Annotated in this window: 20 protein-coding genes and 1 pseudogene; all 21 read left to right on the top strand. The window is 42.5% G+C overall.

Translation table 11 applies throughout. The annotated features are described in order from the left end of the window. Positions 1 to 20 precede the first annotated feature (20 nt). The 21 genes and pseudogenes from KFT32_RS04490 (at position 21) to KFT32_RS04390 (ending at position 24,795) form a co-directional block, all read left to right on the top strand. Positions 21 to 4,337: a PolC-type DNA polymerase III gene (locus KFT32_RS04490; RefSeq protein ID WP_283246403.1), complete on the top strand. Its 4,317-nt coding sequence runs from the start codon at positions 21 to 23 to the stop codon at positions 4,335 to 4,337. A gap of 232 nt (positions 4,338 to 4,569) precedes the next feature. Further along, entirely contained in the window at positions 4,570 to 5,028 is a 459-nt protein-coding gene (gene rimP / locus KFT32_RS04485) for a ribosome maturation factor RimP (RefSeq protein ID WP_211745907.1), read from the top strand. Between the two features lie 125 nt (positions 5,029 to 5,153). Then, positions 5,154 to 6,251 (top strand): transcription termination factor NusA, encoded by a 1,098-nt coding sequence (gene nusA / locus KFT32_RS04480; protein WP_211745906.1) that lies wholly within the window; start codon positions 5,154 to 5,156, stop codon positions 6,249 to 6,251. 26 nt (positions 6,252 to 6,277) lie between these two features. Then, on the top strand, positions 6,278 to 6,586 hold the full coding sequence (rnpM, locus tag KFT32_RS04475; protein ID WP_211745905.1) for an RNase P modulator RnpM: 309 nt from the start codon (positions 6,278 to 6,280) through the stop codon (positions 6,584 to 6,586). After that, a complete protein-coding gene (locus tag KFT32_RS04470) occupies positions 6,579 to 6,902 on the top strand; it encodes a L7Ae/L30e/S12e/Gadd45 family ribosomal protein (RefSeq protein ID WP_191798454.1) in 324 nt (107 codons plus the stop codon). The genes rnpM and KFT32_RS04470 overlap by 8 nt, the downstream gene beginning before the upstream one ends. Next, the gene (gene infB, locus KFT32_RS04465) at positions 6,895 to 9,549 is read left to right on the top strand and encodes a translation initiation factor IF-2 (protein ID WP_211745904.1); all 2,655 of its coding nucleotides are present in this window, start codon (positions 6,895 to 6,897) and stop codon (positions 9,547 to 9,549) included. Before KFT32_RS04470 ends, infB begins: the two co-directional genes overlap by 8 nt. A gap of 26 nt (positions 9,550 to 9,575) precedes the next feature. Continuing rightward, positions 9,576 to 9,929 carry a 30S ribosome-binding factor RbfA gene (gene rbfA, locus KFT32_RS04460; RefSeq protein WP_211745903.1) on the top strand — a complete coding sequence of 118 codons (354 nt, stop codon included), beginning with the start codon at positions 9,576 to 9,578 and terminating at the stop codon, positions 9,927 to 9,929. A 20-nt stretch (positions 9,930 to 9,949) separates the two neighbouring features. Next, positions 9,950 to 10,927, top strand: a complete 978-nt coding sequence (locus tag KFT32_RS04455) for a DHH family phosphoesterase (protein ID WP_211745902.1) — start codon at positions 9,950 to 9,952, stop codon at positions 10,925 to 10,927. Beyond that, the gene (truB, locus tag KFT32_RS04450; protein ID WP_211745901.1) at positions 10,924 to 11,847 is read left to right on the top strand and encodes a tRNA pseudouridine(55) synthase TruB; all 924 of its coding nucleotides are present in this window, start codon (positions 10,924 to 10,926) and stop codon (positions 11,845 to 11,847) included. The genes KFT32_RS04455 and truB overlap by 4 nt, the downstream gene beginning before the upstream one ends. 59 nt (positions 11,848 to 11,906) lie before the next feature. Next, positions 11,907 to 12,854: a bifunctional riboflavin kinase/FAD synthetase gene (locus tag KFT32_RS04445; protein ID WP_211745900.1), complete on the top strand. Its 948-nt coding sequence runs from the start codon at positions 11,907 to 11,909 to the stop codon at positions 12,852 to 12,854. Between the two features lie 158 nt (positions 12,855 to 13,012). Continuing rightward, entirely contained in the window at positions 13,013 to 13,282 is a 270-nt protein-coding gene (gene rpsO, locus KFT32_RS04440) for a 30S ribosomal protein S15 (protein ID WP_211745899.1), read from the top strand. A gap of 219 nt (positions 13,283 to 13,501) precedes the next feature. Then, a complete protein-coding gene (gene pnp / locus KFT32_RS04435) occupies positions 13,502 to 15,598 on the top strand; it encodes a polyribonucleotide nucleotidyltransferase (RefSeq protein ID WP_211745898.1) in 2,097 nt (698 codons plus the stop codon). A 105-nt stretch (positions 15,599 to 15,703) separates the two neighbouring features. Continuing rightward, a complete protein-coding gene (locus KFT32_RS04430; protein ID WP_211745897.1) occupies positions 15,704 to 16,693 on the top strand; it encodes a polysaccharide deacetylase family protein in 990 nt (329 codons plus the stop codon). A gap of 103 nt (positions 16,694 to 16,796) precedes the next feature. Continuing rightward, complete coding sequence (locus KFT32_RS04425) at positions 16,797 to 18,065, top strand: M16 family metallopeptidase (RefSeq protein ID WP_211745896.1); 1,269 nt, start codon at positions 16,797 to 16,799, stop codon at positions 18,063 to 18,065. Continuing rightward, positions 18,043 to 18,489 carry a dUTP diphosphatase gene (gene dut, locus KFT32_RS04420; RefSeq protein ID WP_211745895.1) on the top strand — a complete coding sequence of 149 codons (447 nt, stop codon included), beginning with the start codon at positions 18,043 to 18,045 and terminating at the stop codon, positions 18,487 to 18,489. Before KFT32_RS04425 ends, dut begins: the two co-directional genes overlap by 23 nt. A 131-nt stretch (positions 18,490 to 18,620) precedes the next feature. Next, entirely contained in the window at positions 18,621 to 19,526 is a 906-nt protein-coding gene (dpsA, locus tag KFT32_RS04415; protein WP_211745894.1) for a dipicolinate synthase subunit DpsA, read from the top strand. Continuing rightward, the gene (locus KFT32_RS04410; RefSeq protein WP_211745893.1) at positions 19,523 to 20,101 is read left to right on the top strand and encodes a dipicolinate synthase subunit B; all 579 of its coding nucleotides are present in this window, start codon (positions 19,523 to 19,525) and stop codon (positions 20,099 to 20,101) included. The genes dpsA and KFT32_RS04410 overlap by 4 nt, the downstream gene beginning before the upstream one ends. An 82-nt stretch (positions 20,102 to 20,183) precedes the next feature. After that, positions 20,184 to 20,525, top strand: a pseudogene (locus KFT32_RS04405) (Asd/ArgC dimerization domain-containing protein); the annotation flags it as partial. Between the two features lie 71 nt (positions 20,526 to 20,596). Then, on the top strand, positions 20,597 to 21,814 hold the full coding sequence (dapG, locus tag KFT32_RS04400) for an aspartate kinase (RefSeq protein ID WP_211745891.1): 1,218 nt from the start codon (positions 20,597 to 20,599) through the stop codon (positions 21,812 to 21,814). A 23-nt stretch (positions 21,815 to 21,837) separates the two neighbouring features. Beyond that, positions 21,838 to 22,722: a 4-hydroxy-tetrahydrodipicolinate synthase gene (gene dapA, locus KFT32_RS04395; protein WP_211745890.1), complete on the top strand. Its 885-nt coding sequence runs from the start codon at positions 21,838 to 21,840 to the stop codon at positions 22,720 to 22,722. 393 nt (positions 22,723 to 23,115) lie between these two features. Next, the gene (locus KFT32_RS04390; protein ID WP_211745889.1) at positions 23,116 to 24,795 is read left to right on the top strand and encodes a ribonuclease J; all 1,680 of its coding nucleotides are present in this window, start codon (positions 23,116 to 23,118) and stop codon (positions 24,793 to 24,795) included. Positions 24,796 to 24,835 lie beyond the last annotated feature (40 nt).

Below are 24,835 nucleotides of genomic sequence, written 5' to 3'. Positions count from 1 at the left end.
TGGAATGGGGGGAGAAACATTTGAACGATACAAGTGAACAAAGAAAAAGGTTCGAACTGCTGATGAAACAGGCGGAGCTGCCTGCCGGTATAATGGAACCTCATTTTATAGATGGATATATTGATCATGTAGAAATTAGCCGAAGTAATCGCGACTGGCATATTACGATCGCCAAGGAAACGCTTGTCCCAGCACCTGTTTTTCGGGCATTTTGTTTGCATATCCGGGATAAAATGAGCCATATTGCTAAAATTAGTTTTACTTTTCAATATCAATCTACTGTTTCAGAATCCGATCTAGTAGATGAGTATTGGAACCTGTTTCTGGAATGGGTACATCAGCAAATCCCGTCCGTAAACGGCTGGATGAATCGTGCTTCTCAAACCGTAGAGTCAGGACTGCTAACCTTAACGTTGAGCGATGGAATGGCACTTGAACTTGCTCGCAAAAAACAGATCGACCAAGCCATCGTGACTTACTATGACCGCTTTTTCAAATTGCCTTTGAAAGTGAAAATGCTCATCGGTGAAAGTAACCGCGAAGCAATGGAAAAATTCGAACAGAAAAAGCGGGAAGAAGAACGCGAAGTTATCGAGAATATGATGACGATGATTGAGTCAGAAATGGCCCCAATTGATGAAGAAGAAGGCGACGTAAGACTTCAGATGGGTTATGACATAAAAGAACAACCTGTCCCAATTCAGGAAATTCAGGATGAAGAGAAGAAGATTACGCTGCAAGGGACCATATTTGGACTCGATAAAAAAGAATTGCGAAACGGTAATACGCTCTACATGTTCTATCTTACGGACTTTACTGATTCCATGCAGATGAAAGTGTTTGCCAAGACTAAGGAAGACGTCAGAACTCTGAACTTATTAGCCAATGGTAAATGGGTCAAAGTTCGTGGCCGTGTAGAATACGATCGCTTTATGCAAATACCGGAGCTTGCCATGATTCCTTCCGATTTGGTTGAAGTACAGGCACCTCCTAGTCGTAAGGATAATGCAGAACAAAAGCGCGTAGAATTCCATCTTCATACGAAAATGAGTACGATGGATGCAGTAACCTCCATTGACAGTTACGTAAAAACTGCTGCAAGTTGGGGGCATAAAGCAATTGCCGTTACCGATCATGGCGGAGTTCAGGTATACCCGGAAGCTGCAAAGGCAGCCAAAAAGCATGGCATAAAAATGATGTATGGCTTAGAAGCGAATATTGTAAATGATGCGGTAGCCGTAGTTATGCAGCCACAGCCACTGGATTTAAAGACCTCCTCATATATCGTATTTGATATTGAGACCACGGGATTATCGGTTACACAAAATAAAATTATTGAAATTGCTGCGGTAAAAATGGTGGAAGATAAGGAAGTTGATCGATTTGCTACTTTCGTAAATCCTCATGAACGAATCCCTTATAATATCCAGCAGTTGACTAACATTAACGATGAAATGGTCAAGGATGCGCCAGAACTTGAGCCGGTATTGCAGGATTTTGTAAAATTTGTGGGTGATGGGATTCTTGTCGCTCACAACGCGAGATTTGATATGGGATTCGTTCAAGCTAATCTCAAATCACTTGGGATGAGTCCGCTTGACAATCCTGTACTCGATACACTGGAACTTGCTCGGATGCTCCATCCTTCCATGAAGAATCACAGGCTGAACACACTAGCTGATAAGTATAAAGTCTCGCTAGAAAATCATCACCGTGCGATTGATGATACAATTGCACTTGCAGGGATTCTAACAGGACTTCTGAATGATGCTGTACAAATTAAAGGGATCACGATGCTAGATCGCTTGAACGATTATGTTGGAATGGATTTATCCAATTCAAGACCTTTCCACAGCGGCATATACGCACTGAATGGCGTAGGGAAGAAAAACTTGTACAAGTTAGTTTCTCTTTCACATACAGAACATTTTAAACGTGTGGCTACAATTCCTAAATCAAAGTTGGTTCAGTATAGAGAAGGTCTGCTTATTATGTCGGGCTGTGAAAAAGGCGAGTTTTTTGAAGCAGTACTCAACAAGTCTGTGGAAGAAGCAGAAGAAATCGCGCATTTTTACGATGTACTGGAAATTCAGCCAGTGACGATGTATATGCATCTTGTTGACAAAGGACTCGTGGCTACTCCGGAAGAGATTAAAACGGCAATTCGGAAAGTCGTTGAAATTGGAGATAAACTGGGTAAACCTGTTGTTGCTACTGGTAATGTACATTATCTGGACCCACGAGACAAAATTTATCGGGATATTACGATTCACGGAATTACCGGTTATAGTCCACTAAAAGACATTCGTAAGCCAGATGCTCACTTCAGAACAACGAATGAAATGCTTGAAGAGTTCGAATTTTTAGGTAAAGACAAGGCATTTGAAGTGGTAGTGACGAATACAAGTGACCTGGCAGATCGATTTGAAGAGATTCAGTTATTTCCAAAAGAATTGTTCACTCCAATTTTAGAAGGCGCCGAAGAAGAAATTCGCAGCAAATGCTATGAAACCGCAAAAAATATATATGGGGATGAAGTACCGGATGTCGTTGTAAAACGACTGGAAAAAGAACTTGAACCGATTATCAAATTTGGTTTTTCTGCCAACTATCTGATTTCGGAAAAACTCGTAAAAAAATCGAATGAAGATGGCTATTTGGTAGGTTCTCGGGGATCTGTAGGTTCTTCTGTCGTTGCGACATTCCTCGGGATATCAGAAGTTAATCCTCTGCCGCCTCATTATATTTGCATGAATAACGAATGTAAATACAGCGAGTGGTTCCTTGATGGAAGTATTAAGAGTGGATTCGATCTTCCTGTAAAGGATTGTCCTGAATGTGGAACAACGCTCAAAGGAGAGGGACAAGATATTCCGTTTGAAACGTTCCTTGGTTTTAAAGGGGACAAGGTACCGGATATTGACTTGAACTTCTCAGGGGAATATCAGCCGAAAGCTCACCATTACACGAAAGTGTTGTTCGGTGAAAAGAGCGTGTTTAGAGCAGGTACGATAGGTACCGTGGCAGAGAAGACGGCTTTTGGTTTTGCAAAAAAATACGAAGAATCCCATCAGAAATCTTGGCGCGGAGCTGAGCTTAATCGTCTGGCATCAGGTTGTACAGGTGTGAAGAGAAGTACAGGACAGCATCCGGGCGGTATCGTTGTAGTTCCGGATTATATTGAAGTTGAGGACGTAACTCCAGTACAATATCCTGCAGATGATACAAGTGCAGAGTGGAAAACGACTCATTTTGACTATCATGCATTTGAGGATAATCTGCTCAAGCTTGATATACTAGGACATGATGATCCTACGATGATGAGAATGCTTCAGGATTTAACGGGTGTTGATCCTACAACGATTCCAATGAACGACCCGAAAGTCATGAGCATGTTTAATTCCACAGATGCACTTGGAGTTTCACCCGAAAAGATTCGTACTCCTGTGGCTACCTATGGAGTTCCTGAGATGGGAACCAAATTCGTACGTCAGATGCTTGTTGAGTCTCAGCCTACAAACTTTGCCGACTTGCTGCAAATTTCAGGGCTCTCTCATGGAACCGGTGTATGGCTTGGTAATGCTCAAGAACTTATCAAAAATGGAACATGCAACATTAAAACCGTTATTGGCTGCCGTGATGATATCATGTTGTTCCTGATTTATAAGCATGGGATGGATGCTGCACTTGCTTTTAAAATTACAGAGAGTGTTCGTAAAGGTAAGGGACTTAGTCAGGAATGGATTGACGAGATGAAAAATTGCAAGGTACCGCAATGGTACATTGACTCTTGTCTAAAAATTCAGTACATGTTCCCGAAAGCCCATGCCTCGGCTTATGTTATCTCTGCAGTAAGAACGGCCTTTTTCAAACTGTATTATCCTATTGAATATTATGCGACTTATTTCTCTGTTCGTGCAGAGGACTTCGATATAGAGCTTGCCTGCCAAGGATACGATGCAATATACCGCAAGATTATTGAGATTGAACAACTTGGTTTTCAAGCTTCTACCAAAGAGAAATCGATGCTTTCCGTGCTTGAGATGGCTTTAGAGATGACAGCTCGCGGGTTTAGCTTCAAATCTATTGACTTATACCGCTCTGACGCGACACGCTTCATTGTTGATAATGATTCTTTGATTCCTCCGTTTTCTGCTTTGCAGGGAATAGGGGATAATGCAGCTCGTAATATTGCGGCAGCACGTGAACAAGGTGAATTTTTATCAATTGAAGATTTCCAGCAGAAGTCCAAAGCGAGTAAAACGGCAGTGGAACTACTCACACAAATGGGTTGTTTCCGAGGACTGCCAGAAAGCAATCAATTATCCCTGTTTTAGTTGATACAGTAGGTTGTGAAGTAATTACCTGCCCTATTTTTAAGATTACCTGAGTAAAAGTCTAGTCAAGTGACTATACTTGTCACTAATGACTGACTATGTTATAATTTTAATGGTAATCATGAGGATAAAACCGTTGCTTAAAGAGTGGGGAAACCCACTCTTTACTCTTTGGTATATAGAAATTTCGCCGATTACCATCGGCACTAACCTAATTTGGAGGTTATTGTATTTGAGCACAAAGATTAAAACTACCGTGGAAGAAATGATTAAGCCTTATCTTGAAGAGCATGCTTTTGAGCTCGTGGATGTGGAATACGTGAAGGAAGGTAGCAACTTTTTCTTGCGTATTTACGTGGATAAAGAAGGTGGTATCGATTTGGATGATTGTGGACAGATCAGTGAATTTGTAAGCACTGAGCTCGATAAGAATGATCCAATTCCTGACGCCTATTTTCTGGAAGTTTCATCTCCCGGTGCGGAACGCCCCCTGAAAAAATCTGCCGACGTGGCCAAAGCGGTAGGTAAAAACGTATATGTTACTACATACGAACCGATTGGCGGTCTGAAGGAATTTGAAGGCGAGCTGTTATCTTTTGAAGAGGAAGAAATGGTAATTGCTTCGGGTAAAAAGAAGCATACCGTTCCTTATTCAAAAGTGGCGAGTGCACGTTTGGCTGTTGTTTTTTAGTGTTAATTACACTCTACTATGAATTAAATTCATTCCGCGTGTAACGGCAAGGTTCTCTTCCTCAGGCGAAGAGAACTTCGCCGTTTTACGCTATGGATGAGATGTTTGAAAGGGGGATTACATTCATGAGTATGGATTTTATTGAAGCAATGAATGAGTTAGAAAGAGATAAGGGGATCAGCAAGGACGTTCTGTTTGAAGCGATTGAAGCTGCTCTCATTTCGAGCTACAAGCGCAATTTTAATACAGCACAAAATGTTCGTGTTGATATGAACCGTAATTCCGGTGTAATAAGAGTATACGCCCGGAAAATGGTTGTGGAAGAGGTCCTCGATCCGCGTACAGAGATCTCCTTGCCTGCTGCACGTGAGATTAATCCTCACTTCCAGCTTGAAGATATTGCAGAAATTGAAGTGACACCAAGAGACTTTGGTCGTATTGCTGCTCAAACTGCAAAACAAGTGGTTACCCAGCGTATCCGTGAAGCAGAACGTGGTTTGATCTATAATGCTTTCGTAGACAAAGAAGAAGACATCGTAACAGGTGTGGTTCAACGTCAAGATCTGCGTAGTATTTATATTGACCTCGGGAAAGTGGAAGCAGTTTTGCCTCTTACTGAACTGATGCCTAATGAAAAGTTTGTTCACGGTGATCGTATCAAGGCTTACATTACTAAAGTTGAGAACACAACCAAAGGACCTCAAATCGTGCTTTCACGTACACATCCAGGTCTGCTCAAACGGTTGTTTGAACTGGAAGTTCCCGAGATTTTCGACGGTGTCGTTGAAATTCGTTCGGTAGCTCGTGAAGCAGGATTCCGTTCTAAAATTGCGGTGCATTCACGCAATGACGAAGTAGATCCAGTCGGATCTTGCGTAGGACCAAGAGGAACACGCGTGCAGACCATTGTGGGTGAACTGCGCGGTGAGAAAATTGATATCGTAAAATATTCTGATCTTGTTGAGGAATATGTTGCCAATGCACTGAGCCCTTCCAAAGTGTTAGAGGTACAGGTTTTTGAGAATGAGAAGATGGCCCGGGTTATCGTACCTGACTATCAACTTTCTCTTGCGATCGGTATCAAAGGGCAAAATGCTCGTCTTGCTGCAAAGCTGACAGGCTGGAAAATTGATATCAAGAGTGAAAGCCAGGCGGAACAGGAATACGGAAGAGAGAAAGATTCTTCTGAAGAAATGCATCAGGATTCCATCACCGTTGACTAACGGGAGAATGATTGGGGGCCTATAAGATGAAACAACGAAAAGTACCGCTGCGCAAATGTGTAGCGTGTCAGGAAATGATGCCAAAGAAACAGCTAATACGGGTTGTAAGAACTCCCGAGGAAGAAGTGCTGATCGATTTGTCTGGCAAGAAATCTGGCCGTGGTGCTTATCTATGCGGCAAGGAAGCTTGTTTTCGTCTTGCTCAGAAGAACCGCTCCTTGGATCGGGCGCTTAAAGCTCAGGTAGTACCTGGGATATATGAGCAGCTTGCACAAGATTTCCTCAGTGCTCAAGATGAATTCTTAGAAGCACAGAAAAGAGTAGACAATGAATAAGGCATTATCTTATATCGGGCTTGCAATGCGAGCAGGCAAGCTTGTTTCTGGTGATGAGATCGTACTCAAGGCCATCCGGTCATCCGAAGCGAAATTGGTTATAGTTGCGGGTAATGCATCGGAAAATACACGTAAAAAATTTCGCGACAAGTGCAAGTCGTACAATGTTCCTCTCGTAATCGGTTTTGATCGAGACTCCCTAGGCAGTGCCATGGGTAAACCTGAACGCATTGTGCTTGCGGTGACGGACCCGGGATTTGTAAGTATGATCTCGAAGCAAGCCTTGACAATGTCGGAGGTGGAGTATATTGAGTAAACAGGAAAGCAAAGACAAACTGCGAGTTTATGAATATGCAAAATCAATCAACATGAGTAGCAAGGAAATCATTACCATTCTTAAGAAGTTGGAAATTCCAGTAAACAATCATATGAGCGTAATGGAGAACGGATCTGTAGCGAAAGTGGAACAGTTTTTTAATAACATCAAGTCAGGCGCTGCTTCCAAACGTGAACAGAATTCATCCGCTCAGGCGGTTGCAACATCAGCGGTTAAAGATGACAGAAATAATCGCTCGATCCCGTCTCTTCAAGGAGGTGCCAATTCGAATTTGAATAACGAAGTGAAAACAAATCAAGAGTCAGGCAACGTAAAGAACAATTCAAGTGACTCTCAACCAAAAAAACAACAGGAAAAGCAGGTAGGTATGAATAATAGACCAAGTCAAACCAATAACAGTGGTACTCAAAGACAAGGCGGGCAAGACTCCCGTAGAACAAGTGGCAGTGTAGGTCAATCCGGCGGCGCACAAGGTAATCGCCCAAGCAATGCAGGAAGCAGTAGACCTGCTAGTCAAGGAAGCAACGGAAACAGCAGACCTGCTGGACAAGGTAATAGCTCAAGCAGCAACAGACCTTCCGGCCAAGGTAACAACACGAATAGACCACAACAAGGTAACAGTGCGGGCCGTTCTTCTCAGCCATCAACTGGACAAAGTCGTAGCAATACTACAGGCGGCAGCACCCAGGGAAATAACAACCGCGGTGGCAGCGGAAACGGTAACCAGAACCGTAACAACAGCAATCGTCCGGGCGGCGGTCGTCGTTTTGAAGACGGCAATGGTAGAGGTAATTACCGTGGTAACAACCGTGGTGGTAAAAACAACCGTGGACGTAATCAAAACCAACCTCCTCGTGAAAAAATCGACAACACACCGAAGAAAATTATCGTTCGCGGTAACATGACGGTTGGCGATGCAGCAAAACTGCTTCACAAGGATGCTTCTGAAGTAATTAAGAAACTCATCTCGATGGGTGTTATGGCAACCATCAACCAAGAACTTGACCTTGATACGATCTTGCTTCTCGCAGGCGAGTTTGGTGTTGAAGTTGAAGTGAAGATTCCGGTAGAAGATGACCGTTTCGAGACGGTTGAAGAAAACGATGAGCCAACAGATCTTCAATCTCGTCCACCAGTTGTAACGATCATGGGACACGTTGACCATGGTAAAACGACGCTTCTCGATACTATTCGTTCCACTAGTGTAACGAGTGGCGAAGCCGGCGGTATTACACAGCATATTGGTGCTTATCAAGTAGAGATCAATAACAAAAAAATCACTTTCCTTGATACTCCAGGTCACGAAGCGTTTACAGCAATGCGTGCTCGTGGTGCAGAAGTAACGGATATGACGATTATTGTGGTTGCAGCTGATGATGGTGTTATGCCACAGACTGTCGAAGCAATTAATCACGCTAAAGCGGCTAATCTTCCGATTATCGTTGCGGTTAACAAAATCGATAAACCGGGTGCAGATCCGGACCGCGTTAAGCAAGAACTTACGAACTATGAACTTGTTCCAGAAGAATGGGGCGGAGATACTATCTTCGTTAACGTTTCTGCGAAACAAAAAATGGGTATCGAAGAACTGCTTGAAATGATTCTGCTTGTTGCAGAAGTGAACGAATATAAAGCAAATCCTGACAAGCGTGCACGTGGTACAGTAATTGAAGCGGAGCTAGATAAAGGCCGCGGACCAGTAATGCGTTTGCTTGTTCAAAATGGTACTTTGAAAGTCGGAGACGCATTTGTTGCAGGTAACTGCTTCGGTCGTGTTCGCGCAATGGTCAACGACAAAGGTCGTAAGATTAAAGAAGCGGGTCCTTCTACACCAGTTGAAATCACTGGTTTGCAAGAAGTGCCACTCGCTGGCGATCCGTTTATGGTATTTGAAGATGAGCGTAAAGCACGTTCAATCGCAGACAAACGTGCGATTACACAACGTGAATCTGACCTAGGTACACAAACTCGTGTTACCCTTGATGATCTGTTCCAGCACATTAAGGATGGCGAGATGAAGGCTCTGAACGTAATCATTAAAGGTGACGTTCAAGGTACGGTTGAGGCTCTTAAAGGCTCTCTAGCTAAGATTGAAGTAGAAGGCGTACGTGTTAAAATTATCCATAGCGGTGCAGGTGCGATCACAGAATCTGATATTATTCTCGCAGCAGCTTCCAATGCTATCGTTATCGGATTTAACGTTCGACCTGAAGTTCAAGCAAAATCAACTGCAGATGCCGAAAAAGTCGACGTTCGTCTCTACAATGTAATTTACAATGTAATTGAAGAGATTGAGCAAGCGATGAAAGGTATGCTTGATCCTGAATTCAAAGAGAATGTTATTGGGCATGCTGAAATTAGAAATACGTTCAAAATCAGCAAAGTTGGTACCATTGCAGGTTGTATGGTAACTTCCGGTAAGATTACTCGTGCATCACAAACTCGTATCATCCGTGAAGGCATTGTTATTTTCGAAGGTAAACTAGATACGTTGAAACGCTTTAAGGATGATGTGAAAGAAGTTGCTCAAGGTTATGAGTGTGGTATTACGATTGAGAACTTCAATGACATTAGAGAAGGCGACGTAATCGAAGCGTTCGTAATGGAAACTGTTGAACGTAAATAACGTCCACTGCAAGAGAGGTGACACCCATGGCTAAAATTAGAACTGGACGCGTAGGTGAGCAGATCAAAAAAGAGCTCAGTCTGCTGATCCAATCGGAACTTAAAGATCCTAGAATTGGTTTTGTTACAGTGACTGGTGTTGATTTAACAAATGATCTGTCACAAGCCAAAATCTATTTGAGTGTGCTTGGAGACGATGAACAAAAGAATAATTCTTTAAAAGCCCTAGACAAAGCAAACGGATTTTTACGTAGCGAACTGGGAAAAAGAATTAGACTTCGTCACGTACCTGAGTTGATATTCAAAATTGATGAATCCATCGAGTATGGTAGCCGCATTGAAAAGCTGCTTACCGAGATTGAACCGAAGGATTCTAAATGAGATGAATAAAGGAGACGGCAATGCAGACCTATGAACAGGCGCTTCAACAGGGAAAGGAATTTCTTTTGGAGCATGATGACTTCCTGATCGTGTCGCATGTACAGCCGGACGGAGATGCAGTCAGCTCCACCGTAATGGTGGGCTGGCTTCTCTCATGTCTGGGGAAGAAATTCACGATGATTAATGAAGGACCTATCCCTCCTCGGATGCATTACATGTGGGGAGCTTCTCATATTTTAAACGGTACTTTAGAACAACCATCTAAACCGTATCAATATGTCGTTTGTGTTGACTGTGCGGATTATGAACGTGTTGGTCGTGTAAAACACTGGTTTACGGAAGAAAAGCAAATCCTCAATATTGATCATCATCCGACAAACAACGGGTATGGCGAAGTGAATATCATTAAAGATGACGCAGCTGCTACAGCAGAAATCTTATACGATTTGGTAGAACATATGGGTTTACCATGGGATAAGGATGCTGCGACTGCGGCTTATACGGGGATTCTTACAGATACAGGAGGATTCCGTTACGCAAATACGAGTCCTAAGGTCATGGCAATAGCTTCCGCTCTTTTATCACATGGGGTGAATGGACCTGAACTAGCTGAACTTTTGCTGGAACAGATGACATTACCTCAACTAAAAGTGCTCACTAAAGCGTTAGACACTCTTCATTTAAGCGAGGATCGAAAAATTGCCTGGGTTGTTGTAACTCCTCAGGATATGGAAGAATGCGGAGCGGCTAATGATGACTTAGAAGGAATCGTAAACTACCCGCGTAACATTCAAGGCGTAGAAGTAGGTATTTTCTTTAAAATTATCACAGATGATGTTGTAAAAGTCAGCTTCCGGTCTGGTGGTACAGTAGATGTCGCTTCCCTTGCAAAAGAATTTGGAGGCGGCGGTCATATACGTGCTGCAGGTGCAAGAGTAGAAGGGCCGTGGACTGAGACGGTAGAACAAGTTGTAGAACGGGTGAAAAAAGAGCTATGAATGGTTATGAAGGAGTACTTCCTGTATTAAAACCTGCGGGCTTTACCTCCCATGATGTAGTTGCTAAAATGAGAGGTATTCTGAAAATGAAAAGAATCGGGCATACGGGTACTTTGGATCCTCAGGTTACAGGTGTTCTTCCTCTCTGCTTGGGTAAAGCAACACGAGTAGTAGAGTATTTACAGGAACTTCCCAAAGAATATCGAGCTACGCTTCGTCTAGGTATTGCAACAGATACGGAAGATATGACAGGTGTAGTAACAGCTCAGGCAGATGATGTTCATGTTACTCTTGAACAAGTTGAAAAAGTGCTACAACAGTTTCAAGGTGTTATATCACAGGTTCCGCCAATGTATTCTGCTGTAAAAATCAACGGGAAAAGATTATATGAACTTGCCCGTGAAGGAAAGACAGTGGAACGCAAGAGCAGAGAAGTGACGATACATGAGCTTGAACTTACAGGTTTAGATATCGTAGAGGGCTTACCTGAAATATCATTTCGTGTACTTTGTTCAAAAGGAACTTATATTCGAACATTATGTGTTGATATTGGAGAGGCACTCGGATACCCATCTACAATGGTGAAGCTTGAAAGAACGATGTCTGCAGGCATACCTACAGGGCGTTGTTTGACTATTGAAGAGATTCAGCAATGTGTGGAGGACGGAACGCTATCTAATTATCTTATCCCTACGGATCAATCGATCTGGAACTTCCCTTCCCATACGATTGATGGCGAACACGAGCGTTCGGTGCTTCAAGGTAAAAAAGTATCTGCTTCTTATGTTCAGCCAGCTATAGAGCAGGAAGGGTTGTTTCGACTGTACTCCGAGGAAGAACAATTTTTAGGAGTTTTTCAATGGGATGCAGAATCAGGTATAATAACTCCCGTAAAGGTATTTTTACCGGAGCCTATATAAATGGTTATACTGAGAGATAAGGCAACAGGATTATCATGGGAATTGCAGGTGAATTAGATTTGAAAACAATGAATTTATCATTTCCTTTAAATGAGGAAGTGCTCAAAGAGATATCCGTCCCTCAAGTTCTAGCGATGGGTCAGTTTGATGGACTACATTTGGGACACGTGAGTGTTATAGAGTCCGCTGTGAAACTTTCGAGAGAACAAGGACTGCAATCTGCTGTCTTAACCTTTCATCCTCATCCAAAAGAAGTGATGCGTAAAGGCGACTATCAGGGTTATCTGACCCCACTTCGTGAGAAAGAAGAGATTCTTGAGAAGATGAATGTAGACGTTCTATACGTTCTCGAATTCAATGAGTCTTTTTCAAACCTTCTTCCGGAACAGTTTGTCGATCAGTTTTTGCTTCCATCTGAGGTAAAAGTAGCTGTTGTTGGTTTTGACTTTCGGTTTGGTCATAAAGGAGCCGGAGACGAGAAAAAACTTCGGGAACTTGGTTTACCGCACATGAATGTCGTCACTATTCCTCCGCTAATGCTGGATGATGAGAAAGTAAGCAGTACCTCTATTCGTTCAGCTTTATACCAAGGGAATGTTAAGGATGCGGAACGCATGCTAGGTAGACCCTATTCTTTTAGAGGAATTGTGATCGATGGAGAGAAGAGAGGACGTACCATTGGTTTTCCTACAGCGAATGTTGAGCCGTCAGAAAACTATGTAGTACCTATTAAAGGTGTTTACGCTGTATGGGTGACTCACTTGGATAAGAAGTATCCAGGTGTCATGAATATTGGTGTGAAACCTACTTTTCATAAAGATCGTACGAAACCTTCCTTTGAGGTTCATTTGCTCGATTACAACGGAGATTTGTACGGGGAGGAACTCACTGTAGAGTTAGTGGAGTTTCTACGTCCTGAGCAGCGGTTTCCGTCAATCGATGAACTTATTGCCCAGATTCGGAAAGATTCCGAGACGGCGAAGCAAATTCTAGCGAATTTATCTTGAAAAACTTTGAAATATTGAAGTTTAGATTTACATGAAATAGGCAACTATGATATACTGAAATACGTTGCTGACAAGGCAACCATAACCTTAGCTTTGGTTGAAGGCTCTCACCGGCCCCAACGAGGCTATAGGCGATTATAATGAAGGAGGTGAACAGGATGGCATTGACTCAAGAACGTAAACAACAGTTGATCGAAGAGCACAAAACTCATGAATCCGATACAGGATCTCCAGAGGTGCAAATTGCTATCCTTACGGAAAACATCAAGGGTTTGACGGATCACTTGCGTACGCACAAGAAAGACCACCATTCCCGTCGCGGGCTTTTGAAAATGGTAGGTCAACGTCGTAAGCTCTTGGCTTACTTGAAAAACAAAGATGTTAAACGTTATAGCGCTTTGATCGAGAAGCTTGGAATACGCCGTTAATCTTCGTATATCCTAACAACGACAGCCTGGTTGTCCCCGTTCTCTCTGTTATGGAGAGACGGGCTCGCAGCCGGGTTGTTTTGTAGATTGGGCTTCTTTTTCTTATAACAATGTAATAGAGAATTGTTATATCCAAGAGTTTATGAATATGTCAAAACTAGGTAATACTAGTGAATAAAGAGTAAATCAAATATGTAAATAAATAGAAGGAGGGGTCTCATGGAACAACGTGTTGAGATGCAGCTCGGCGGCAGAACCTTAATTTTGGAAACTGGACGTCTTGCTAAGCAGGCAAACGCTGCTGTAACTGTACGTTATGGAGATACTGTTATTTTATGTACCGTTACCGCATCAACTGAACCTAAGGATCTGGATTTCTTCCCACTCACTGTAAACTACGAGGAAAGATTGTATGCAGTAGGTAAAATTCCAGGTGGATTTATTAAAAGAGAAGGCAGACCAAGTGAGAAAGCTATTCTTGCTAGCCGTCTGACAGATAGACCTATCCGTCCTTTGTTTCCTGAAGGATTCCGTAATGATGTACAAATCCAAAATCTCGTAATGAGTGTGGATCAAGACTGTGAGCCGGAAATTGCGGCAATGATCGGAACTTCTGCGGCGATCAGCATTTCTAACGTTCCTTTTAATGGTCCTATCGGTGGTGTAGCAGTTGGCCGTGTTAACGGTGAATTTGTGATAAACCCTGATATTGCTGCACAAGAAGCTAGTGATATCTATGTTGTTGTGGCAGGAACGAAAGATGCCATCATGATGGTAGAAGCTGAAGCAAATGAAGTACCAGAAGAAGTGATGCTCGAAGCAATTATGTTTGGTCATGAAGAGATCAAAAATATCGTTTCTGTAATCGAACAACTGGTACAAATTGCTGGTAAAGAGAAAATGCAAGTGAAATTGCATGCAGTTAATGCAGACGTAAACACGGAAGTTCGTGAGTTTGCTGCAGCACGTCTCGTTGAAGCAGTTCGTATTGAAGAGAAACATGCAAGACAAGACGCGATTGATGTAATTAACGATGAAACGGTTGCTTTCTTTGGTGATAAATACATAGAAACTCCTGAATTGTTAAAAGACGTGAAAGAAATTCTTCACGACATCGTAAAAGAAGAAGTTCGCAGACTCATTACTCATGACAAAGTGCGCCCTGATGGACGAGCACTCGATGAAATTCGTCCTATCGACTGTGACACAAGCCTGTTGCCACGTACACACGGTTCTGGTTTGTTTACTCGGGGACAAACACAAGCACTCAGCATCTGTACGCTTGGAGCGCTTGGGGATGTTCAAATTTTGGACGGTATTGATCTTGAAGAAACAAAACGCTTCATGCATCACTACAATTTCCCTCCGTTCAGCGTTGGTGAAGCGAGACCACTTCGTCCTCCAGGTCGTCGTGAAATTGGTCACGGTGCACTCGGTGAGAGAGCTTTGTCCAAAGTAATTCCGTCTGAGACTGAATTCCCATATACGATTCGACTTGTATCTGAAGTTATTGAATCCAATGGTTCCACATCCCAAGCAAGTATTTGTGCTTCAACGCTTGCAATGATGGATGCAGGTGTTCCAATCAAAGCTCCAGTAGCTGGTGTTGCGATGGGTCTTATCAAAGATCAGGATCACGTATCTATCTTGACTGATATTCAAGGTATGGAAGATCATCTGGGAGATATGGACTTCAAAGTAGCAGGTACACCTGAAGGAGTTACTGCTATTCAGATGGATATCAAGATCAATGGTATCGATCGTGCTATTCTTTCTGAGGCTCTCAGCCAAGCAAAAGAAGGACGTATGCACATCCTTGGTAAAATGATGGAAGCTATTCAAAAACCAAGAGAAACGTTGTCTCAATACGCACCTAAAATTCTTACTATGTACATTAACCCGGATAAAATCCGTGATGTTATTGGTGCTGGTGGTAAAATCATCAACAAGATTATTGAAGAAACTGGCGTAAAAATTGATATTGAACAAGATGGACGCGTCTTTATTTCTTCTTCTGATCAAACCATGAACGATAAAGCTCGAGGCATTATTGAAGGCATCGTTCGCGAAGTGGTTGTGGGTGAAATTTACGTAGGTAAAGTAAAACGTATTGAGAAGTTTGGATGTTTTGTAGAAGTACTTCCTAACAAAGAAGGACTTGTTCACATTTCCCAACTTTCTACAGAACGTGTGGCAAAAGTAGAAGATGTTGTAGCTATTGGGGATTCCATTACGGTAAAAGTAACGGAAATTGACCAACAAGGACGCATTAACCTTTCTCGCAAAGCTACTTTAACTGCAGAAACTAAAGCTTAATATAAACAAGTGAAAGAGACAGAACTTCATTCTGGCTCTTTTTTCATACATATTCAGCCTCTTGCCGTCATAAGATGGGACAAACGTGATCAGGGGGCTGGAGCAGTGAAGACCAACTTGAAGAAATGGGCTGCCGTGCTTGTAAGTGCGGCAGCCGTCGTTGTGATTGGACAAGTAACAAATGTCTCAAGCTATATCACTCATCTTAGAGTGGTCCATACTGAAGATGCTTTTGATATGTATGTTGATGCAGAACCAGAAGATGAGCTGAAAAGACAGATTACTCTCAAAGCTACTGAGCTGAAAATAGAGCCGATTGATGCCAAAGTGGATCGAGTGTGGAAAGCAATTCCTGGATATAACGGGATGGAAGTAGATGTGGAAGCTACTTATCAAAAAGCAGTTTCTTCCCCAAAGACACAGCCTATTTCTTATGTGATGAAGGAAATTCCGCCAAAAGTATCATTAAACGATCTGGGAGCACATCCAATTTACCGCGGCAATCCAGAAAAAAAGATGGCATCTTTTATGATCAATGTTGCTTGGGGTAACGAATACCTTATTCCGATGCTCGACACTCTTGATAAATATAAAGTGAAAGCAACGTTTTTTCTGGATGGCAGTTGGCTGAGTAAAAATAAAGATCTTGCTCTTGAAATTCAGAAGCGTGGACATGAACTGGAAAATCATGCATATTCTCATCCGAATATGAGTAGACTTACCACCGACAGAGCCGTGCTTGAGATCAGTAAGACGAAACAGCTGCTTAAGGAGTCCCTTGGTGTAGATAACAAGTGGTTCGCTCCTCCTTCAGGTGACTTTGATCAGGAAACTGTGGAACTCGCTGCACAGCAAGGTCTAAAAACAGTTCTCTGGACAATAGATACGGTCGATTGGAAAAAACCTAGCTCAGAGAGTGTAATCGCTAAGATTACAAAAGGAACGGAAGCCGGATCACTTATTCTAATGCACCCTACCGCTGCTTCTGCAGGGGCCTTGGAAGGAATGATTAAAGGGATTACTCAAAAAGGGATCATGCTTGGAACGGTAAGCGAGACGTTGTCTTCCGAAAGACTTCAAAGTAAAGTTGAGTAAGACCATTTTTTTTGGTAGGATTATGATATTTGATTGAGAACTTAATCAAATCATTTTAAGATACAGCCATTTTAGATGGAACTAAATTTTGGGGGGCCAGCATGTGGAAAAAATGAAACTGAAAAATGGCCTTAGAGTGGTCATGGAACAAATCCCGACCAGCCGATCGGTTTCCTTTGGGATATGGGTGAAGAATGGTTCGCGTAATGAAGACGATCTGAATAATGGAGTGTCTCATTTTATTGAACATATGCTTTTTAAAGGAACGGATCGTTTTGATGCAAAAGCAATAGCAGAGCAATTTGACGCAATTGGCGGTAATGTAAATGCATTTACATCTAAAGAGTACACTTGTTACTATGCTAAAGTGCTTGATGAGCATTTGCCCATTGCTGTAGATGTACTGTCAGATATGTTCTTTCACTCCAAGTTTGACAGTGAGGAGTTAGCGAAAGAGAAGAATGTGATTCTCGAGGAAATTTCGATGTATGAAGATACTCCAGATGACATGGTTCACGATTTGATTTCGCTTGCCGCTTACGGAGATCATCCGCTTGCATATCCGATTCTCGGTACAGAAGAAAAACTAAATGCGATGGATCATACGACGCTCCGTGATTTTATGAAGGAACGTTACACCATCGAGAATACAGTGATTAGTCTTGCCGGAAATATAGATATCGATCATATTACGGAACTGCTTGAGAAATATTTTGGTTCGTTTGATCTTCATGGAGAAACGTATGAAGTTTCAGAGCCTTTATTTAAAGGTGAACAGTTATTTCACAAAAAGAAAACAGAGCAAAATCATATCTGTCTCGCCTTTCCAGGATGCTCTATCCATGACGACAAGCAATATGCAATGGCATTGATTAATAATGCCGTTGGGGGTGGTATGAGTTCTAGATTGTTTCAGGAGATAAGAGAGAAGCGCGGGCTTGCTTATTCCGTATACTCTTATCATAGTGCACATGCGGATAGTGGTTTGTTCACGATCTACGCAGGAACAGCTCCTAAACAGACGAAAGATGTTATGGATTTAACGATAGAACTTCTCAAAGATCTTGCCCTTAACGGGTTGTCAGAAGACGAACTGCGTAAAGGGAAAGAACAGCTGAAGGGAAGTCTTATTTTAAGCTTGGAAGGTACAGGCAGCCGAATGAACCGAAATGGTAAAAATGAGTTAATGGTAGGTAAACATCAAACACTGGATCAAATGATTGAAAAGATTGAGAATGTGACCATGGATGACATTAATACTGTCCTCGATCGGATGTTTGCTGTACCTTACGCACTTGCTATGGTAGGCGCTTCGGATAAAGCAATTGCATCAATGAGGAGGAACAATTTTGTCAATATCCGTACAAATTAAAAGATTGCCTGGGAACGAAGATATTTCGCTTCCCGTTCAAATGTCAGAACTAGCAGCGGGGTTTGATATGTATGCGGCAGTAGAAGCTGATACAACCCTGCATCCAGGTGAACGCACCTTGATCCCAACTGGGTTTGCTATGGCCTTACCGGCTGGTTATGAGGCACAAATTCGCCCGAGAAGCGGGCTGGCATATAAGCATGGAATTACTTGTCTCAATACACCAGGAACTATCGATGCAGATTATCGTGGTGAAGTGAAAGTACTGCTTGTTAATCTGGGGCAGGAACCTTTTACAATCACAAGAAATGATCGGATCGCACAGATGGTTATCCAAGCGGTTCCTACAGTGAACTTAACAGAAGTAGAGGAATTGTCTGAGACTGTTCGGGGTGCAGGTGGATTTGGTCACACTGGTAAATAAAAAAGATTAAACTGTATTTATTAAGCCGCTCTCCCTAAGGGAGGGTGGCTTTTTTGTGTTTAACAAGTCACCAGGGCTATCTAGGCGGCATAGGATGACATCATACAGCTTTTGAAAGGAGTGACATCCTGATGTTGACCGGAGTTCGGATCGTCGTTTTGGGAGGAGATGCACGTCAGCTTGAGGTCATCCATCGCTGCACAGAGCTTGATGCATCTGTAGGTATTGTAGGGTTTGATACTTTGGAGCATATTCCTGAAGGAGCTGTCAAAGAAACCTTATCTGATCAGCTTCTTTCTTCAGCCGACGTTATAATACTGCCGGTTGTGGGGTGTGACGATAGCGGGAACATCCAAGCCAAATATGCCAACGAAGGTACTAAGATAACTTTAACAGAGGAACTAGTAGCTGAGCTTCCTGAACACTGCACGATTTATACAGGCATGGCAAGACCATATTTGAAAGACATTTGTAATAGAAATGAGATTCGTCTTATTGAGCTTTTGGATCGGGATGATGTTGCTATTCATAATTCGATTCCAACGGCAGAAGGTGCGATTATGATCGCCATCCAGAACACTGATTTCACAATTCATAACTCTGTTGCATTGGTGCTTGGGCTTGGTCGTACCGGATTTACAATGGCTAAAACACTTCAGGGATTAGGTGCTGATGTGAGGGTAGCTGTAAGGCGAGAAGAGGATGTGGCAAGAGCATCAGTGATGGGGCTAAAGCCTTTCCTGACAAGGGATTTGGCAAAGCATGTAGGGGAAGCTGACTTGATTTTTAATACGATACCGTCTATGATTATCACAGCACAAATCCTGTCCAAAATGAAGTCGAAATCGTTTATTATCGATCTTGCCTCAGCCCCTGGAGGGACCGATTTTCGGTACGCAGAGAAACGCGGTATTCAAGCGATGCTCGCACCCGGGCTCCCTGGCATTGTTGCTCCCAAAACAGCTGGAGTCATTATTGCAAACTCAATTGTCAAGCTGCTTTTAGGCGAACAAAATGATCGGGGGAATGGGCAATGAATTGGCAGGGTAAAACGGTAGGTTATGCAATTACGGGATCTCATTGTACTTTTGAAGAAGTGATGCCTGTAGTGAAACGTTTTGTAGATGAAGGGGCAGAAGTGGTACCTATAGTTTCTCAATCAGTTTTAACCACAGATACTCGCTTTGGGACATCTGAAAGTTGGCAAAAACAGTTGAAAGATATAACAGGGAATGATATCATTTCTTCAATTGTGGAGGCGGAGCCACTAGGACCTTCAAAGAGACTTGATGTATTGGTTATTGCACCTTGCACAGGAAATACAACAAGTAAACTAGCAAATGCAATGACAGACAGTCCAGTTCTTATGGCTGCCAAATCACAGATGCGGAATCAGCGTCCCGTTGTACTTGCTATTTCGACCAATGATGGGCTTGGACTTAACGCAGCTAATATTGCGAAATTGCTCGTAGCTAAGTATATTTACTTCGTACCCTTCGGTCAGGATAATCCACAAGCGAAACCGAATTCACTCGTCGCGAAGATGCATCTGATTCCGGAAGCAGCTTATGCAGCTCTTGATGGAAAACAAATGCAACCTATACTTATGTAAAGCGACAAGTCGAGTTTACTTTTACGAACGAAAGGTATCGCAAGATGCCTTTTTTCGAGGTGGATATAATGGAATCCGGCGGATTGGTGTGACTGCGACTTGTGTTCACGTCCCTGTTATTAATGGTCATTCTGAATCAATTTATGTAGAACTCATATCAGATTATGATCTGGAAGAGGTTAAGTTACTGCTTGCAGATGCTCCGGGAATTACGCTAGTGGATGATCCTGTTCATCAGCCATATCCACTCGCAACCGAATCTGCAGGTAAGCCAGATGTATTTGTCGGCCGTTTGGGCCGTGATCTGGTTCATGAGAAAGGACTTAACCTGTGGGTTGTTTCAGACAACCTACAAAATGGCACTGCATGGAATGCTGTGCAGATCGCCAAAATTATCGCATCTGAACGCTTAAGCAACGCATAAGGTCTTAATTCCATTTGTTTTACATCCTTTATGCTTAGGTCTTCTTGATACACAAATGGAGGAATTCGTGCATGGGCATTTTAGTGCAAAAATTTGGGGGAACTTCCCTATCAACACCCGCAGCAAGAGAACGTGTTCTAGGACACATGAAACGTGAAATTGAAGCAGGACATTCACTTGTTGTTGTCGTCTCAGCGATGGGGCGTAGAGGTGAGCCTTACGCAACAGATACGCTTTTGGACTGGATTGTCCAGAATGGGGACGCTCTCCCTTCACGTGAAAAGGATCTGTTGCTTTCTTGTGGTGAATTTATTTCTGCTACAACCTTAACGAGTCTCGTACGTAGTGAAGGACTTTCTGCTACGGTTCTTACAGGAGGTCAAGCCGGAATTATAACAGATCATCAGTATGGCAATGCTAGAATACTTGATGTGAAGCCGGAACGCATTCTAGAAGAATTGAAGTCTCATCAAGTGGTTATTGTTGCCGGATTCCAGGGCATTAATGATATAGGTGATATCACTACATTAGGCCGCGGAGGCAGCGATACGTCTGCAACGGCGCTTGGGGCAGCTTTGAAAGCGGATATGGTTGACATTTATACGGATGTCGAAGGTGTGCTTACAGCAGATCCACGAATCGTGGAGGATGCGAAGCCCCTTTTGTATGTTAGTTATGCGGAGATTAGCAATATGGCGCATCAAGGTGCGAAGGTAATTCATCCGCGTGCGGTTGAGATTGCGATGCAAGCTCAAATTCCAGTGCGTGTACGCTCTACTTTTGGAGATGGTGAAGGAACGTTAATTACTCATCCAGAAGGAGTCCGAGATATTCAATCTGGTGTTATAGACCGCCATGTAACGGGTATTGCACATGTAAGTAATGTAACGCAAATTACAGTCGATGCTGATGAGAATGTAGGAAAGCTTCAGCTTAAGGTTTTTAAAGCGATGGCAGAGAATGGCATCAGTGTTGATTTTATTAATGTTTCACCTTCCGGTGCCGTATATACGGTATTTGATTACGATTCTGAAAAAGCAATCCGTGTCCTTCAGGAACTTGGACTTAAACCAAAAAGCTTATCCGGTTGTGCCAAAGTTTCTGTTATTGGTGGAGGGATTAACGGAGTGCCTGGAATTATGGCCCGTATTGTTGAATCGCTCGCTGAAGTTGATATTGAGATTTTGCAATCAGCTGACTCGAATACGACAATTTGGGTATTGGTGAAAAAAGAGGACATGGTAGGTGCGCTTCGCGCCCTGCATACGAAGTTTGAACTCCACCGGTAACAACAGTCGAGGAGGACATTAACGTGGAATTTGGAAGACTTATAACGGCCATGGTTACGCCGTTTAATGAACAAGGCGAGATCCATTGGGAAGAAACCTCCAGGCTTATTGATTATTTGATTGACGTGCAAAAATCAGATGCCTTGGTCGTATCAGGAACGACAGGGGAATCCCCGACACTTTCCGATCAAGAAAAAGTGGAGCTGTTTGCTTTTGCTGTTAAACATGCTGCTGGTCGAGCTAAGATTATTGCTGGTACAGGCAGCAACAGTACTCATCATTCAATCACACTTACACAAGAGGCAGAAAAAGCCGGCGTGGACGGGATTCTTTTGGTTGTACCTTATTACAATAAACCAAACCAGGAAGGAATGTTTAGACATTTCGAGGCAATCGCAAAGTCTACTTCCTTACCTGTGATGCTATACAATGTGCCAGGAAGAACAGCAGCTAGTCTTTCTGTAGACACTACACTTCGTCTAGCAAGCATTGATAACATTGTGGCTACAAAAGAATGTGCATCTATTGAACAGGTGACACTGATTGCAGCGGGAGCACCAGAAGGTTTTGTTGTATACTCTGGCGATGACTCTTCGACTTTACCTGCCCTTTCTGTTGGTGCGTATGGAATCGTGAGTGTGGCGAGTCATATCATAGGTTCCTCTATGAAAGACATGATTGAATCTTATGTAGATGGAAATGTTCAGAAGGCAGCTTCTTTGCATCAAAAGTTATATCCTATATTTAAAGGTTTATTTGAAGCACCGAACCCACTGCCGAATCCAGTAGCTGTTAAACATGCTTTAACACTGCAGGGCTATCATGTAGGTTCCGTACGGCTGCCACTCGTTGCACCTACAGAACAAGAAGCACAATTTATTAAAGATTTGGTTGCAGAGATTGACTAGCCTACCTCATCAAATAAGATTGAAATCCTCGAACTCTTGGTTAGAGCTTCGAGGATTTTTCTTTATATTTAGAGTTTCTTGGTCTCCACATAATTAGAAACAATTCCCTTTAAATAGAAGTGAAATCAGGTTGTTTTCTGCATTGTAATTTGATTGTTTTAAGTCAAAATGGGAAAACTACAGCTTACAATGCACGCCTGACTTGTTTTTTCACTTTTTAATCATGTATAATGATGTCAAGTGACTGGGTGCGGTATATTTTTGAAAAATGTTTAATTAATGATAAGTGTGCAGGGACTTCGGCTGAGAAGCTGTAAGTTTCTTAAATAATAATAACAAATATTAACTATTATAAGGTACGACGTCCAACTACCATAGGAGGTTCAGATTCATTTGTCTAAGAAAAATAATAACGATAAATTGATGATTTTCGCTTTGGGCGGCGTCGGTGAAATCGGTAAAAACATGTATGTTGTTCAGTACGGTAATGACATTGTAGTCGTAGATGCGGGACTTAAGTTTCCAGAAGAGGATATGCTCGGCATTGATATTGTCATTCCAGATATTTCTTATCTTACCGAAAATCGTGACAAGGTAAGAGGGATCGTGCTGACACACGGTCATGAAGATCACATCGGCGGTTTGCCTTACGTTCTCAAACACCTGAATGTTCCTGTTTACGGAACGAAGCTAACATTAGGCCTAGTAGAGAACAAATTAAAAGAAGCCAATTTACTTGGTGAAACGAAACGTATTCTAATTAACGAAGATTCCGAAATCGAGCTTGGTAACAACCTCTCCGTTTCATTCTTCAGAACAAATCACAGTATTCCAGACTCTGTAGGTGTATGTATTCAAACACCTGAAGGTATGGTTGTGCATACAGGAGACTTCAAGTTTGATCACACACCAGTCAATGGTCAATTTGCAGATCTTCAGCGTATGGCTGAAATTGGAAGCAAAGGTGTACTTGCTTTGCTGTCCGATAGTACGAACGCAGAGAAACCTGGATTCACTCCTTCTGAGAAGAATGTGGGTATTGTTCTCGAAGATATTTTCCGTAAAGCTAGCCAACGAGTAGTCGTAGCTACTTTCGCTTCTAACGTTCACCGTGTACAACAAGTTATCAATGCTGCAGAAGTTACAGGACGTAAAGTTGCTGTTATCGGAAGAAGCATGGTAAATGTTGTGAATATTGCTTCTGATCTAGGCTACCTTGAAATTCCGGATGGAATGATCATTGAGCCAGAAGAAGTGGGCAAAATGGCAGCAGATCGTGTCGTCATTCTTTGCACAGGTTCGCAAGGCGAGCCAATGTCAGCCCTTACACGCATGGCACGCTCTACTCATCGCAAAGTGGATATTTTACCAGGTGACACCGTTATTATTGCAGCTACACCTGTTCCTGGTAATGAAAAATATGTAGGTCGCACAATTGATGAGCTCTTCCGCCTTGGTGCTGAGGTTCATTATAGTGGTGCAAACTCCGGAGTCCACGTTTCAGGTCACGGAAGTCAGGAAGAACTCAAACTTATGCTTAACCTCATGAAACCGAAATACTTTATTCCGATTCATGGTGAGTTCCGGATGCAACGTCGTCATGCTTTACTTGGTGAAGCAGTTGGCGTAGAACCTGAAAATATCTTTATTACAGATATCGGCGAAGTTGTTGAGATTCAAGGTGGATCTGCTCGTAAAGCAGGCAAAGTTTCTTCCGGTAATGTATTGATTGACGGTCTCGGCGTAGGTGATGTAGGTAACATCGTTCTACGTGATCGCAAACTTTTGTCTCAGGATGGAATCCTTGTTGTCGTAGTTACACTCAGCAAACAGGATGGAAAAATCGTGTCCGGTCCTGATATCATTTCAAGAGGATTCGTTTATGTGCGTGAATCTGAAGGACTCCTTGATGAAGCAAACCGAATTGTGACAAGTACACTTCAGAAGTTAATGAGTGAGAATGTTAATGAATGGGCTTCACTCAAAACGAATGTGAAAGACTCTCTGGGTCGTTTCCTATATGAACAAACTCGTCGTAGACCAATGATTTTGCCAATCATTATGGAAGTGTAACACTGTTATCACATTCAGATTAGAAAAGCTTAACAAGAAG

This window comes from Paenibacillus sp. Marseille-Q4541 (assembly GCF_018310695.1).
Lineage (GTDB): Bacteria > Bacillota > Bacilli > Paenibacillales > Paenibacillaceae > Paenibacillus.
The sequence above is the reverse complement of the archived record's forward strand: the minus strand, read 5'-3'. Positions and strand labels throughout refer to the sequence as shown.

Bases quoted from the DNA above. Each gene is read 5' to 3' on its own strand.
- KFT32_RS04410 (WP_211745893.1), top strand. From the start codon at position 19,523: ATGAATTGGCAGGGTAAAACGGTAGGTTATGCAATTACGGGATCTCAT.
- rnpM (WP_211745905.1), top strand. From the start codon at position 6,278: ATGAAACAACGAAAAGTACCGCTGCGCAAATGTGTAGCGTGTCAGGAA.
- KFT32_RS04470 (WP_191798454.1), top strand. From the start codon at position 6,579: ATGAATAAGGCATTATCTTATATCGGGCTTGCAATGCGAGCAGGCAAG.
- dapG (WP_211745891.1), top strand. From the start codon at position 20,597: ATGGGCATTTTAGTGCAAAAATTTGGGGGAACTTCCCTATCAACACCC.
- nusA (WP_211745906.1), top strand. From the start codon at position 5,154: ATGAGTATGGATTTTATTGAAGCAATGAATGAGTTAGAAAGAGATAAG.
- KFT32_RS04455 (WP_211745902.1), top strand. From the start codon at position 9,950: ATGCAGACCTATGAACAGGCGCTTCAACAGGGAAAGGAATTTCTTTTG.
- rpsO (WP_211745899.1), top strand. From the start codon at position 13,013: ATGGCATTGACTCAAGAACGTAAACAACAGTTGATCGAAGAGCACAAA.
- dpsA (WP_211745894.1), top strand. From the start codon at position 18,621: ATGTTGACCGGAGTTCGGATCGTCGTTTTGGGAGGAGATGCACGTCAG.
- rbfA (WP_211745903.1), top strand. From the start codon at position 9,576: ATGGCTAAAATTAGAACTGGACGCGTAGGTGAGCAGATCAAAAAAGAG.
- truB (WP_211745901.1), top strand. From the start codon at position 10,924: ATGAATGGTTATGAAGGAGTACTTCCTGTATTAAAACCTGCGGGCTTT.
- pnp (WP_211745898.1), top strand. From the start codon at position 13,502: ATGGAACAACGTGTTGAGATGCAGCTCGGCGGCAGAACCTTAATTTTG.